This is a genomic window from Moorena sp. SIO2C4, assembly GCF_010672485.1.
Taxonomy (GTDB): Bacteria; Cyanobacteriota; Cyanobacteriia; order Cyanobacteriales; family Coleofasciculaceae; genus Moorena; species Moorena producens.
Window position 1 is genome coordinate 1 of the sequence record NZ_JAAHGN010000056.1, and the last position, 15245, is coordinate 15245.

At 45.5% G+C, this 15245-nt stretch carries 7 protein-coding genes; 5 read left to right on the plus strand and 2 right to left on the minus strand.

Translation table 11 applies throughout. The features are described 5' to 3' along the window. Window positions 1-92: 92 nt before the first annotated feature. The 3 genes from F6K20_RS05435 (at window position 93) to F6K20_RS05445 (ending at window position 10384) form a co-directional block, all read left to right on the plus strand. Complete coding sequence (locus F6K20_RS05435; protein WP_287294014.1) at window positions 93-2393, plus strand: AMP-binding protein; 2301 nt, start codon at window positions 93-95, stop codon at window positions 2391-2393. Window positions 2394-2404: 11 nt separating this feature from the next. Then, complete coding sequence (locus F6K20_RS05440; protein ID WP_287294006.1) at window positions 2405-9292, plus strand: type I polyketide synthase; 6888 nt, start codon at window positions 2405-2407, stop codon at window positions 9290-9292. A gap of 168 nt (window positions 9293-9460) precedes the next feature. Then, window positions 9461-10384, plus strand: a complete 924-nt coding sequence (locus tag F6K20_RS05445) for a DUF6208 family protein (protein WP_287294008.1) — start codon at window positions 9461-9463, stop codon at window positions 10382-10384. A 223-nt stretch (window positions 10385-10607) separates the two neighbouring features. Here the strand turns inward: F6K20_RS05445 and F6K20_RS05450 are convergent, their stop codons facing one another. Further along, window positions 10608-11084 carry a VOC family protein gene (locus F6K20_RS05450; RefSeq protein WP_287249205.1) on the minus strand — a complete coding sequence of 159 codons (477 nt, stop codon included), beginning with the start codon at window positions 11082-11084 and terminating at the stop codon, window positions 10608-10610. A 551-nt stretch (window positions 11085-11635) separates the two neighbouring features. Next, on the minus strand, window positions 11636-12496 hold the full coding sequence (locus F6K20_RS05455; protein ID WP_287294010.1) for a sensor histidine kinase: 861 nt from the start codon (window positions 12494-12496) through the stop codon (window positions 11636-11638). Between the two features lie 515 nt (window positions 12497-13011). Here F6K20_RS05455 and accA point away from each other — a divergent pair. Then, window positions 13012-13986: an acetyl-CoA carboxylase carboxyl transferase subunit alpha gene (gene accA, locus F6K20_RS05460; protein WP_008179444.1), complete on the plus strand. Its 975-nt coding sequence runs from the start codon at window positions 13012-13014 to the stop codon at window positions 13984-13986. Between the two features lie 633 nt (window positions 13987-14619). Beyond that, a partial coding sequence (locus F6K20_RS05465) for an SDR family oxidoreductase (RefSeq protein WP_287294012.1) occupies window positions 14620-15245 on the plus strand: 626 nt, incomplete at its 3' end.

Sequence of the window (15245 nt, forward strand, 5' to 3'; positions counted from 1 at the left end):
CTTTAATTGAAGCCTTAACCTTGAGGCCTTTCGTATAGCAAAATGCTGTAAGCATTGGGTTATAAAAGTTAACAATAGGCTATACATTTCTACTGAACGGGGAAACCCCAGACCGCTACCTTACCCATAAACAGTTAGACAACCAAGCCCAAGCGATCGCATCCGAGCTTCTACACCAGAACGCTAAAGGGGAGCGAGCGTTGCTACTCTATCCACCCGGTTTAGAGTTTATCACAGCCTTCTTCGGCTGCTTGTATGCGGGAGTGTTAGCCGTTCCCGCTTATCCCCCCCGCTCCAATCAAAATTTGTCCAGGCTAGAGGCAATTGTGGCAGATGCTCAGGCCAAATTTGCCCTCACTACTACCCCTCTATTAGAGAAAATAGAGACTCAGCTAGCTGAAAATTCCGCCAACAAGCAACTGAAGTGGCTGGCTACTGACAATCTGCCTACGCACCAGGAATCCGATTGGCAGCACCCGGACTCTAAGGGTCGCGTCGCGCGTGACCCGCGCGCCAAGACACAACCGCCCGCGCGCCAAACAAGCAACACCCTGGCTTTTCTACAGTACACCTCTGGTTCAACGGGTAAACCCAAAGGAGTGATGGTTAGCCACGGGAATTTGCTATATAACTCAGCTTTGATTAATCAGTGTTTCCAAGATACACCCGAAAGCAGAGGATTATCTTGGTTACCCGCTTACCATGATATGGGACTGATTGGTGGCATCCTACAACCCCTTTATGTTGGTCTTCCCATCATCCTGATGGCTCCAGTAGATTTCCTCCGCAAGCCTTACCGCTGGCTAAAAGCAATTTCAAAATATCAGGTGACTACCAGTGGTGCTCCGAATTTTGCCTATGAGCTGTGTGTGCAGAAAATTACAGCTAAGCAATTAGAAACCCTAGACCTGAGCAGTTGGCAAACGGCCTTTACTGGTGCAGAGCCGGTTCGAGCCTCGACATTAGAGCGATTTGCTCAAAAATTTGCCCCTTGTGGCTTCCGTCGGGAAGCATTTTACCCCTGTTATGGCATGGCAGAAACCACATTATTAGTCACTGGGGGCTTGAAAGACCAACCTCCAGTGGTAAGGGAATTTGAAGGGGAAGCTCTTGAACAAAATCGAGTGGTTCCCGTGCCAGAAAATCGTCTCAATCAGTCTAATGGTCAGTCTAATGGTCAGTCTAATGGTAGTGTGCCGACTCGAATCCTGGTCGGGTGTGGGCGGACTTGGTTAAATGAAAAAATTGCGATCGCACACCCCCAATCCCTCACCCAAGTCGAAGCCGGTGCTGTCGGAGAGATTTGGGTAAAAGGGCCAAGCGTTGCTCAAGGCTATTGGAATCAACCAGAGGTGACGGAAAAAACCTTTAATGCCTATCTAGCTGATACCGGTTCAGGACCATGGCTGCGCACTGGTGACTTAGGATTTATCCAGGATGGTGAGTTGTTTGTAACAGGTCGTCTCAAGGATTTAATTATTATCCGGGGTCGCAACCATTATCCCCAAGACATAGAATTGACCGTAGAAAAAAGTGATCCGGCTCTTCGCCCTGCCTATGGCGCAGCTTTTTCTGTGGAAGTGGAAGAGGCTGAGCAATTGGTGATTGTCCAAGAAGTCTCCAGGAATTACCTGCGGAAACTAGATGTAGATCAAGTGGTTGAAGCCATCCGCAGTGCCATCTCCCAAGAATACCAGCTTCAAGTCTATGCTGTGTTATTGCTCAAGACCAATAGTATTCCCAAGACATCCAGTGGCAAAGTACAGCGCCATGCTTGTCGAGCTGGATTTCTAAACAATAGCTTGACAGTTGTAGGGCAATCGAGCTTGGCGCAACAGCCAACGATTGCCCCAACCAAACCAGAAAAAGAACCCACTACTAATACTATCGGCCTTCAGCAAACCCGCCATACACTTCAAAAGTGGATAGTAGATTGGCTAGCGCGAGAAACAAAACTTCCTGCCAGGTCTATTAACATCAGCAAGTCTTTTGCTGATTATGGTCTAGATTCAGTAACAGCAGTCGAACTAGCTAATGATCTCGAAGAATGGTTAGGGGTGCCTCTGTCTCCTACACTGGCTTATGATTATCCCAATATCGAGTCCCTTGGCCAATATCTGGCCACAGTAAGTCAACAAAGCAACTCAAACCAGGGGGACAGCCCAAGAAAAATCGAACCGAGAGTGTCGAGTGCAGGTAGTGAGATGCAACAATTATGGGAGGCACAGTTCCAGAATCTGGATCGGTTCACCTCGACACCCTTTTATCGTTCACCGGTGACGGTTCAATCGATTTCCTCCAGTGGTGATCAAGAGGTAGACCAACTCTTAGCTGAGTTGGAAATGCTTTCAGAAGCACAAATCCAAGAAATTCTGGGAAAACCCATCAAATAGTTCCTAGATCTATGTTTCGATCTATGTTGCCAGTGGATGATATTGCTAAGCGGATTGCCAATCTCTCCCCCGAAAAACGCGCCCTTCTTGAGTTGCAGCTGCAAAAGAGGAAAGGGTTAAAAGAACCTATTGCTATTATCGGGATTGGCTGCCGCTTTCCAGGTGCCTCTTCCCCAAACTCCTTCTGGCAACTGCTCAAAAATGGTGTGGATGCTATTACTGAAGTGCCACCAGACCGTTGGGATATCCAGAAATTTTACGACGGGGATCCCACCGCACCAGGCAAAATGTATTGCCGTTATGGTGGTTTCCTAGGGCATGTTGATCAATTTGATCCAGAATTCTTTGGCATTGCTCCTCGGGAAGCTACCTATATCGACCCCCAGCAGCGACTACTGTTGGAAGTAATTTGGGAAGCACTAGAGGATGCAGGCCAAGTGCCTAGCCAAATCAGTGGAAGCCAAACGGGGGTCTTTGTTGGCATTTCCACTAATGATTATGGTCAGCTGCTCCTCCAAAGTCCAGAGGTGGTGGATAGATATACCAATACTGGTGTAGCTTCCACTATGGCAGCTAATCGCATTTCCTACCTACTGAATTTAAAAGGGCCAAGTCTAACGGTTGATACCGCTTGCTCCTCATCCCTAGTTGCTGTTCATTTGGCTTGTCAGAGTATCTGGAATGGTGAGTCAAGCGTAGCCATAGCAGGGGGAGTGAATTTGATGCTAACCCCAGTGGTGACGGTTGGGTTGAGTAAGTTAACGGCTTTATCTCCTGATGGTCGCTGTAAGGCATTTGATTCCCGTGCCAATGGCTTTGTCAGGGGCGAGGGGGCTGGGGTGATAGTAGTAAAGCCCCTATCCAAAGCCCTGATCGATAAAGATCCAATTTATGCTGTGATTCGAGGCAGTGCGGTTAACCAAGATGGTCGCACCAATGGGCTAACGGCTCCTAGTAGAGATGCTCAGGAAGCTGTTCTAGTCTCGGCCTACCAGCAAGCGGGCATTTCACCGTCAGATGTGCAGTATGTAGAAACCCATGGAACCGGAACCCTACTGGGAGACCCGATTGAAGCGATGGCCTTGGGAAATGTCCTAAAACGCGATCGCCTTTGGCGCGGCTTCGCCGATCGCGAAGCGGTTCTTTTGGAACATAACTCTGATAACAACTCTGATAACAACTCTGATAACAACTCTGATAACTACGGTGCGTTATCCGGTGCGTTATCCGGTGCGTTATTAACGCACCCTACCAACAAGCCTGTTGCTATTGGCTCGGTCAAATCTAATATCGGTCATCTAGAAGCAGCTGCTGGTATTGCTAGTTTGATCAAAGTCGCCCTATCCCTCAAGCACCAAGAACTTTTACCAAGCCTCCATTTCCAGGAGCCAAATCCCCATATTCCCTTTGATGAACTGCCCCTGCGAGTACAGCAGCAGTGGGAGCCTTGGCCATGGGATGTTATTCCGCCATTTGCTGGTGTAAGTTCTTTCGGTTTTGGAGGAACCAATGCTCATGTGGTGCTACAAGGAGCGCCAGACTTGACAAAAGCGACAAGTAATGATAAAGAAAAAAAATCTCAAGATCAAAACGATCAAGAGCAAAACTATCATCTATTTACCTTGTCTGCCAAAACGGCAACCGCCCTGCAAGCCCTAGGAAAGCGATACATAGACTTCATAGCATCTGAGCCATCAAGCACACTGGCAGATATTTGTTTGACCAGCAATAAAGGGCGATCGCATTTTAACTATCGTCTAGCCCTCCTAGTCCAATCCACTGACCAGTTGCAGCAACAACTGACCAAGTTGACACAAAGCGAAACGATTTCGGATAAAATAGCACAAAATAGCCCTACTCCCCCCGAAATCGTTTTCCTCTTTACCGGTCAAGGCTCTCAGTATAGTGGTATGGGACGGCAACTCTACGAAACCCAACCAATATTTGCTGGCTATCTCGACCAATGCGCCGAAATTCTGCAATCCTATTTAGAACAGCCGTTACTGGATGTGCTGTATGCGGAAATCTTCAGCGACAACAGTGACAACTCAACATTAAATCAAACGGCCTACACCCAACCAGCATTATTTGCTCTAGAATACTCCCTGGCTCAGTTATGGCGGTCTTGGGGCATCGAACCAACCGTGGTTATGGGTCATAGTGTTGGGGAATATGTGGCAGCAACTGTAGCAGGAGTCTTTAGCTTAGAAGATGGGCTAAAGCTGATTGCCCAAAGAGCGCGTTTGATGCAACAGTTGCCAGAAGGTGGTGAGATGGCGGTGGTGTTGACCAATGAGCAGCAGGTAACTGAGGCAATTCAAGCCCTATCCGACAAAGTCTCAATCGCTGCCATTAACGGTCCGGAAAATATTGTGATTTCTGGGGAAAGTGAGGCGGTTCAAACCGTGATAGCCCGACTACGCTCTCAAAAGGTCAAATCACTAAAGTTGCCAGTCTCTCATGCCTTCCATTCTGCCCTCATGCAACCAATGGTGGCAGATTTTGCCCAGGTATTATCGGAAATATCCTTACATCCCCCGCAAATAGAGATAATCTCGAATCTAACTGGAAAATTAGCTACTGCCGCGATCGCTACGACCGAGTATTGGTGTGACCATGTCCGTGGGTCCGTTAAATTTTACCAGAGCATGGAAACCCTGTATCAACAGGGTTATCATCTGTGTGTGGAAGTAGGACCAAAGCCTAGCCTATTGGGAATGGGTCGGCAGTGTTTACCCAAAGGAAAGCTCACGGCTATACCCAGTTTGCGCCCAGGAAAACCAGATAGTCAGCAAATGCTGGAAAGTTTGGCAAGCCTATATAAACATGGCGCATCAGTAGACTGGGGAAGATTCCATCAGGATAACCCCGGTCGTCTAGTTTCCCTACCCACTTATCCATTTGAACGGCAACGGTATTGGCTAGATACCACTTCAGTAAAACAATTATCCCCGATTTCCTATGGTCAACTCTCCACTGCCTCCTATGGGGATTGGTTGTATGAGATAGCATGGCGACCCAAGGATATAGATGGATCTGATGTATCTACTGATATATCTACATCTACTACAACTTGGTTGATTTTTGCCGATAAAGGGGGCTTTGGAGAAACATTTAGAGAAACATTAGTTCAACAGCAGCTGGAAGCAACACCCGACCGAATTTTGCTAATTTCCCCTGGCTCAAGTTATGAACAATTACAAGCAAACCATTATCAAATTAACCCAGCACAACCGCAACAGTTTCAGCGTCTGTTAGCTCAACAAGTCGAATCCCTAAACGCAACATCTGTGATTGTGGTTCATATGTGGAGTTTAGATACTCCCGCACTGGAGCAGTTCCAAACATTTCCCCTAGATGTAACCTTAGAAAACGGTTGTGGTAGTGTATTGCATCTGCTGCAAGCGTTAGTCAAAGCAGAATTAGCTCAACCCCCTCGTCTGTGGTTAGTTACCGAGGCCACACAACCGGTAGGTAAGACGAAAAAATCCTTACGGATTGCCCAGTCTCCCCTATGGGGTTTAGGGGCAGTTATTGCCCAAGAACATCCAGAACTGTGGGCAGGGATAATAGACATAGAACCAAGTGAGGGAACCCAGCAGCACTACCAAGAGCAATCATTAATGGTGCTCAACCAGATATTACGGCCAGAGGGAGAAAACCAAATTGCATTGAGGGGAGGACAAGCCTATGTGCCTCGCCTGATTCATCAACAGCAACAGTCCCAAAGTGGGAGCTTACCATTGCAGCTAAAACCAGATAGCACCTATTTAATTACCGGTGGTTTGGGGTCACTGGGGTTAAAGATAGCTGAATGGATGGTAGATAAGGGCGCAAGGTATTTAGTCCTGGTAGGACGAAGCCAACCAAATCCTAGGGCGTCAGAAATAATAGGGAAATTAGAAGAACAAGGTGTGATGGTAGTCCTTGAGCAGGTGGATGTATCCCAGGAAGCACAAGTTAGGGACTGTCTCAAGAGAATTCAGGTTTCCCTACCCCCCCTCAAAGGAATTATCCATGGTGCAGGGGTCCTAGAGGATGGGGTGCTGCTGCATCAAGATTGGGCAAAATTTGCGAAGGTGATGAAGCCGAAAGTTGAGGGAGCCTGGAATTTACACAGGTTGACTCAGGAGATGGCCCTAGACTTATTTGTACTATTTTCCTCCGCTACTTCTATCCTAGGTACCCCTGGTCAAGGAAACTATTCCGCAGCTAACGGATTTTTAGATAGCCTCAGCCATTATCGACAAGGGCAAGGTGCAAGCGCTTTAAGTATTAATTGGGGGCCTTGGGCTGAGATGGGTTTAGCCGCTGGCGTCGGTAAACGGATGGCAATGCTGGGAATAGAACCGATTCAAGCACCACAGGGATTACAGATACTCGAACAACTTCTGGCACAAGATGGGGCTCAGGTGGGGGTATTACCGGTGGAGTGGTCAAAGTTAAAAGAACGACTACCGGTAGAGTTACCGTTATTCCTATCAGAGGTAATCACAACAGAAACACTACCGCCTCAGGAGGATGGGGAAAAGGACAATTCTGGGATTTTTGCTCAACTGCTCGCCATTACAACAACCGAACGGGAAGAGTTATTAAAAAATTACCTGAAGCAACAGATTGCTAAGGCTTTAGGGATAAGTCGGGAAATCTCAGGGTCGAGCAACCTGATGGATTTGGGTGCTGATTCCTTAATGATTGTAGAAGTACTCAATGCCTGTAAGAAAGACCTGAAAATAACGCTTTATCCTAGGGAGTTTTATGAGCGACCAACGATTACGGCTCTAGCTGAGTACTTGGCTTTGGAGATGGAACGGCTTCATCAGCCCCAGCCAACCCAAACCTCATTGACCACTACTAGTCTCTCAGATATTAAGAATTGGGCTAATCCTTGGGGATGGAATAACAATAGCGAACGCAATTTTACCAAACCCACCCAGCGCAATCGGAGCATGGTGTTTTTGCTCTGTAGCCCTCGGTCAGGCTCCACCTTACTGCGGGTGATGCTAGCTGGTCATCGGGATTTATTCTGTCCACCAGAATTACACCTATTGCCCTTTGAAACCATGGCTGAACGCAATCAATCCCTAGGTTCAACTCACTTAGGAGAAGGGTTAGCGCGAGCTTTCATGGAAATTATGAACCTAGATGCCCAAGCAAGTACAACACTGGTGGAGGAGATAACCCAGCAAGACTGGTCAATTCAGAAGGTTTATGGCAGGTTACAGGAACTAACGGGTAAATGTACTCTTGTCGATAAGTCTCCTACTTATGCTGGCAGTCTGGAAACCCTACGGCACGCGGAAGATTTATTTGAAGAAGCTAAGTATATTCATCTAGTACGTCATCCCTATGCCGTAATTGATTCGTTCGTGAAAAATCGGATGGATAAAATCTTTGGTAATGATGAGGTAGACCCTTATTGGCTAGCAGAGGAAGTTTGGACAACCTGTAACCGTAATATCCTAGACTTCTTCCAGGAAATTGCACCATCTAATCATCATTTAGTGTATTACGAGGAACTAGTCAAGCAACCTGCTAAGGTGATGGCAAGGTTGTGTGAGTTTCTGGGTATTCCTTTTGATGAGGCGGTTTTAGAACCCTATCAAGGCCAGCGGATGACCGATGGAGTTCATCCCCAATCCCTACCGGTAGATGACCCCAATTTCCGCAACCATAACCAAATTGATTCGGCTTTGGGAGAGGTTTGGCGGCAAATCCAGCTGCCCCGGCCTTTGGGGAATTTTGCCCAAGAGGTAGCGACACGGTTGGATTATCAATTGCCATTACTGCTTGAACCTTCAGCCCAATCAGCCAACCTACCCTACTCGAACCCGAAGGGCGAACAACCTGATAACCTTCAACCTGATAACCTTCAACCTGATAACCTTCAACCTGATAACCTTCAACCTGATAACCTTCAACCTGATAACCTTCAACCTCCTAACCTTGGCCAAAAGGCCACGCTACGCGAAGAACTTGAACCGATGCAGGAGTCTTATCTAGACGTGCGGGGTTTACAGCTTTGTCTGTGTAGTTGGGGTCCGGCGGATGGAGAATTAATCCTATGTGTCCATGGTGTTTTAGAACATGGGGCGGCTTGGGAAGAAATTGCCCGTCCCTTAGCAAGTATGGGATATCGAGTCGTTGCACCTGACCAGCGAGGCCATGGACGTTCCCAGCATGTGGGTATGGGAGGGTCTTATCAATTAATCGACTACTTAGGGGATTTGGATGCGATCGGCTCTGCCGCGCCAAAGGCGATCGCTTTTGGCACAGCAGAGCCGAATGCAACAGCACTGACAGACCAGCCATTTATTCTAATTGGTCATTCCATGGGGGCTGTGGTTGCTGCCACCTTTGCCAGTGTCAGACCCGAAAAGGTCAAATCATTACTATTGCTGGAGCCGGTGCTACCAGGAGAACAGAAGGACGATCAAACTGCTCAACAGATAGCAACCCACCTAGATTATCTCGCTTCCCCACCCCAACACCAGGTCTTTGGGAATATCGAAGCTGCTGCTAATCGTCTGCGTCGCTTAACCCCCAACCTCTCTGAAGAATTGGCATTAAAACATGCTCAGCGACTTACCGAACCTTGTGAGGGTGGTGTATGCTGGCGCTGGGATCCAAGACTGCAAATTCGTACAGGAATTAGTTTAAGTGGAACGGCTTTTAATCGAGATAAGTACACACAGCTACTGAGTCAAATTAAAGCTCCAACTACTTTAGTTTATGGCAATAATAGTAACTTTAACCGAGCCGAAGACATAGCCTTGCAACAAGCTGCCATACCTCACGCTCAAACAGTAACACTATCAGGAGGACATAACCTCCATGTTGATGCACCAGATGCTATAGTTGCAATTATCGCCAACAACCGATTAAAACTGAAAAATTAAAAAGTTAAAAGGTAACAAGTAACAGGGAAAAGGTAACAGGTAAAATTAACAATACCAATTAAATATATATAGCTTTTATCATAGCTATGAGGTACACATTATTTTTTCCCTCTTGCCTATTGCCTATTGCCTATTGCCTACTCTCTGCTCCCTCCCCTATACAAACAAATGACTAATATAGAGCTTTTCTGGGAAATCCCCTTATCCATACTGTCTTTCATCTTTTCCCGCATCCTAAGATTTGTGATGCAAACCATTGGAGGATACTTTACCGCCCAAAAAAACACCAAAAATATTGAGTGGCAATTCGTATCAGCGGAGTTTTTAAAAAAGCCCATCAAATTAATTTGGGCAATGAGTCGAGCTCGTTGGAATCTTCACGCTATTATTTCTCTAGTTGGACCGATTCAGGTCAAAGAAGTAATTAGCTTTGATGCCAGTGCAGCTAAACAATCAGCCCAATCCTGGACATTAGTAGTTTATAGTCTACCAGATTTTGAAACCATCACTAATATCAGCTCCCTAACCGTATCCGGAGAAAACCAATGGGAATCCGTGAGCTTGAAACCAGGTAAATACTTATTAGGTTTGCGGTATTATCACTGGTCAGACACAGTAGAGCAACCTACTGTTAAAGCAGATGGTGTTAACGTCGTAGATGCCAAGCAAATTAACGCCCCTACTGATATCAACAGGTTTTACCGTGACCTAATTAAACGAAAAAATTGGCTTCATGTCTGGTTGAATTATTATGTTTTTAACCTGTTGCGTTTTAAGGAATGGTTACCCCAGGCATTTGTTAAAAAAGTATTCTTACCTGTACCGAATCCAGAAACCAAGTTTTTCTATGGTGCCTTGAAAAAGGGAGAATCGATTCAATTTAAACTAGCACCATCCCTGTTAACAAGCCATGATCTTTACTACAGCTTGTACAGCCGTGAATGCTTTCCTCTAGATTGGTACAAAATTACTGAAGCGGAACATAAAACATCTGCTAGTGATCAGAAATCTATTTATATTGTTCGGATTCATCCGAAATTTGAGCGAAACGCTTTATTTGAAAATAGTTGGGTGAATATAGCCGTTGTTTGAAGTTGCGTAGGGTGCGTTAGGGGCGGACTTGTCCTTATTTTTACGGTAGCCAGCGTTGGGATAGTCCGCACCGTAACGCACCACCAAAAGGCTCGCTAATCGGCGTTTTTGAACAGAGCTATCCGCCGTAACCCACCAATATTCTGTGACTTAAGGGGTAATTAGATTTACCTTATAAACAGTCACTGAAAAGTTAATACCAACTACTAGTCAAGACCAATTACTACCCTTGCTGGCGAAGAGTTAAGCTGTTGCCGTCAAAATCCTTAAAGAATGCTAATAGAACTCCTCCACCAACATCTTGAATCGGTGACACATCAATCCCTTCAGAGATGAGGAAATACCTAGCTTTCTCTATATCTTTTACAACTAGTGTTAGTACGGCTTCTCCCGTTCCTGTAGGTTGGCCTTCGTAGACGCCAATTTTGGTGCCAGGCAGGTTGGGGTAAAAGAACTGCGTCCAACGGTCTGTATCCTGGGAATGATCCCATTCCATGCCCAAAAGCTCATGGTAAAAGAAGATGGCGTGGTCGAGATTGGCGACATTTACTTTAGATACATAGCCCGTTACCAGCTGATCCATAGGGGATTGAGCAACTGCGGTGCTTGTCCATCCAGAACTTAACAGAACAAAAACACTGATCAGTGCGATGACTGTTGCTGTCTTGAGCTTTTGCAATAATTTTTGCATCATTTTCATTTTTAGGTTATCCTTATCTAACCTTTTTTGGTGTAGTCTACTCCTAGGACATCTAAATTTGAGTTTAGATTTCCTAGAGCAATCTTCAGAGGCTAAGCCGTGTTAGAACTAGACCTCTCTCTAAAGCTCATCTAAAAATCAGAAAATTTAAATGTCCGTTAGCTTCAGTTTTATTAACTTCAGCCAACCAAAAATCATTATACACAGACTTATAGAAAGAAGACATAACCTTAACCAAATAAGTAACAAATATTAACATTTTTTTCTAGTCATAGTTCTAAATCCTAGACGGAGGAAAGGATTCAGGATTTTTAAATAAGCGACGCATCAAGACAAGGACTTGACAATTTTTGCGAAACTTAGTAAAGGGTACTTTACATTAATAATTATTTAAGTTTTACTTAAACTTGTCATTATCTTGGGCTCCAACCAATTAGTCTCTCTAGTAATTAAAAGATTCAGTAATTTTCGGTAAAGTACTTGACAAATCAGGATGATATGTTACGATTATATGTTAATATTTAAAGCGGAGCGCTATAGGATTTAGGATATTACTCTGAAACTATCTCGATTGGCAACACTACTGTAAATTTCGTCTTTCCAGGCACCGACTCCACCTCAATCTGACCCTGATGTTTATCCACAATCTTTTTAACAATATCTAGCCCCAAACCACTCCCTTCTCCAGGGGGTTTAGTGGTAAAAAAAGGCTGAAATATTTTTGGTATAACCTCCGGGGGAATTCCTTTACCACTATCAGTGAAACTGACTTTTATCTGATCATCCTCCTTTCTAACATCAATGGTTAAGCTTCCCTTACTATCCATAGCTTGAATGCCATTATGAATTAAGTTCGTCCAAACTTGATTAAGTTGGTCGGAATAGCAAAGAATAGCAGGCAAGGAATAGTCATAATTTCTAATCACTTCGACCCCGTATTTTAGTTGATTATAATAGAGAGTTAAAATAGTTTCAATCCCTTCAATAATATTTGCTTCTATTTTGTTACCACTAGAATCATCATGGGCATAAGTTTTCAGGGCAAACACCACTTTAGCAGCTCGTTCAGCAGCGGTAACAATGTTACGGGTACTGGTTTGGAGATTAGCAAATTGATAGGCAGTTTGTAAAATTTTTTCTCCCTCTGGGTCTTTGAGAAGGGGCAACAAAGGCTCTAGGTCATCCGAAACCCCAATTCCCACTAAAATATTGGCGAGTTTTGCTGCTTTCTCAATCGAGTGGGATGTCATCTGGCCAGTCAAGGCTCTTCTGATTTGACGTTGTTCCCGAGTAGATAAAGGGGTCGTTTGTTGGCTCGACCGTTCTAGTAAGGTAAAGAAATCCGACTGACGTTCCTTGGAAAGTGCTTGAAAAAAGGAAGGTATAGCAGTGTCACGAATTTTCCTGATCAAAAATCCCAGGGAGTGTGGAAACCCCGCCTATGGGCGACCGGGGAAGAGAAATGAGAGACCGGGGCGGAAAAACGAGCCGGGGTATTTATTCCCCGTCAGCTTCTTATGATGTGGATATTCAATGGTATTACATCCCAATCTTCCCCATCCTCTTGTTCAGATCTCTATTTTCCCCAGTAATTCACCAATCTGGGAAAGTTTCCGGTCAATAGCAATGACAGTATGTCTAGATTTGGGGATTAAGCCAAGGCTGCACGAGATTAGCCCTACGCCTACTAATAATATCGTTGCCGTTTACATCGTCAATTGTAAACAGTGATGGGGAGATGGAGAGATGGTGGGATGGGGAGAGCGTCAATTGAGGCAAATCCAAGTTGTCAAAAATTCTAATGCTACGAGATTTGATATAAGAGAAGCGTGGGATTCGCATCTCATTTTGATGGTAAGCTAATCTTGAGTTATGGCCTGTAATCTGACCCAGAAACCCACTGACCATTGACTAATGACCAGTAACTATGTCACCAGCAAAAAACAGAACCTTTAGTCTCGACTTTGAAAAGCCACTGGTTGAGCTGGAAAAACGAATTAAGCAAATTCGGGAACTCGCAGAGGAAAACAATGTCGATGTTTCTGACCAAATCCGCCAACTCGAGACAAGAGCAATCCAACTGCGTCAGGAAATTTTCAATAGTTTATCACCAGGGCAACGGCTACAGCTAGCCCGTCACCCTAGGCGTCCAAGTACCCTCGATTATATTCAGGCAATTACTGATCAGTGGTTTGAGTTGCATGGCGATCGCGGTGGTTATGATGACCCAGCCCTAGTAGGAGGGATTGGCTCTTTGGCGGGTCGTGCTGTGGTAATATTAGGACATCAAAAAGGTCGGGATACTAAAGATAATGTAGCTCGCAACTTCGGGATGGCTTCCCCTGGGGGCTACCGTAAAGCGATGCGGCTGATGGAACACGCTAATCGCTTTGGTATGCCGGTTTTGACCTTTATTGATACCCCTGGTGCTTGGGCTGGTGTGAAGGCGGAAGAACTCGGACAAGGAGAAGCGATCGCTTATAACCTCCGAGAAATGTTTCGTCTGGATGTCCCCATTATGTGTACAGTTATTGGTGAAGGAGGTTCCGGCGGTGCTTTGGGAATTGGTGTTGGTGATCGGGTTTTGATGTTTGAAAACGCTGTCTACACTGTAGCTAGCCCAGAAGCTTGTGCCGCCATCCTTTGGAAAGATGCTAGCCAAGGACAGCAGGCAGCAGCAGCGTTAAAGATTACCGCTTGGGACCTCAAAGAATTAGGGATTATTGACAAAGTTTTATCGGAACCCATAGGGGGAGCTCATGGGGATCCCTTGGCAGCAGCCTCTATCCTCAAAGATGCCCTCTTGGAAAACCTGGCAGAACTAACTCAATTAACGGCTCAACAGCGCCGGGATTTGCGCTATCAGAAGTTCCGAAATATGGGTATTTTTGTAGAAAGTTAGTCTTGAAGGAGTGAACAGGTAAAGGGGCCAGATGTATATCTGCCAAGTGGCCAAGGCGTTGCTGCTCAACTGTTGATGATCTCAAGTATAGTTAGGTTCGTTAGCAATTACAGCTACCAACTTAAGGCGTGACAAGTGATATAGCTATATATAGCAAGGGGCTCATCCTCTGGGGCATTGAGCTAATCATGCTTGCCATTTTCTCCGATGTTTACCTTGGTAGCCCAATTACCAATTACCCTATCCCGATTTTTCTATCGTCAAAGTTTATTATTGACAGCCCACTTGGTAGCTCAATAGTTTGCCGATGATGATACAATTAACAAATGTTCACAATATTCTAAGGTAGTTAGTCAGTTTGCTAAACAATTTCGGACACACCGAAAACCTAGCTGTGCCTTTGGAGATTAACTGCCCTAAGGGCGTGTCTATAATCTCGGTGCCTAACCAACTCACTAAACCTAAGCTTAATTCGACTGGGTCAACCTCTGGTGACCTGGTAGCTGACCTAGCGAATTTAAAGCTAGCAGATTTAAACCAAATACCTGCCTTATGTGGGCATTTGCTTCGGAGCAATCCTGAGTTTTATCCAGACCGTAGAGAAGCATTTGTAACAAAATCTTGTAAAATTTGATGACATCGACGACTGTGGAGCGACGCGCCATAATTACTGGGGCGAGTAGTGGTATTGGCAAGGAAACAGCTTTAGCCTTTGCTAAGGCAGGAATCGATGTAGCCTTAGTCAGCCGTTCCCGGAAGAACTTAGAGATGGTTGCTGCTGCTGCTAGGGCGGCTGGGGTGGAAGCTAAGGTTTATCCATTTGATTTAGCTGAGCTGGAGCAGGTTAGATCTTGGATAGAAGAAATCACAACAGATTTTGCTCCGATCACTATTCTCGTCAATAATGCGGGAATGGCTTACACTAGATATCTCAGTGAGACACCGCTATCAGATTGGCAGCGCTTAATTGACCTTAATCTGACCAGTGTGTTTCAGTGCATCCAGGGGGTTCTGCCTGCTATGCGTGCCCAGCACCAAGGCACGATCATTAACGTGGCATCAATTGCTGCTAAGCAACCCTTGCCGGAATGGGGGGCTTACAGCGTTAGTAAGGCAGGTATGATTGCCCTGTCCAAGACTCTAGCAGCGGAGGAAAGCCGCCATGGTATCCGGGTAGTAAGCATTTGTCCAGGTGCAGTCAATACCCCTTTATGGGATGCAGATACAGTTCAGGTGCAATTAAATCGGTCAGGGATGTT

Excerpts from the sequence above, each read along its gene's own strand:
- F6K20_RS05440 (WP_287294006.1), top strand. The coding sequence starts at position 2,405 with ATGTTTCGATCTATGTTGCCAGTGGATGATATTGCTAAGCGGATTGCC.
- F6K20_RS05445 (WP_287294008.1), top strand. The coding sequence starts at position 9,461 with ATGACTAATATAGAGCTTTTCTGGGAAATCCCCTTATCCATACTGTCT.
- F6K20_RS05450 (WP_287249205.1), bottom strand. The coding sequence starts at position 11,084 with ATGAAAATGATGCAAAAATTATTGCAAAAGCTCAAGACAGCAACAGTC.
- accA (WP_008179444.1), top strand. The coding sequence starts at position 13,012 with ATGTCACCAGCAAAAAACAGAACCTTTAGTCTCGACTTTGAAAAGCCA.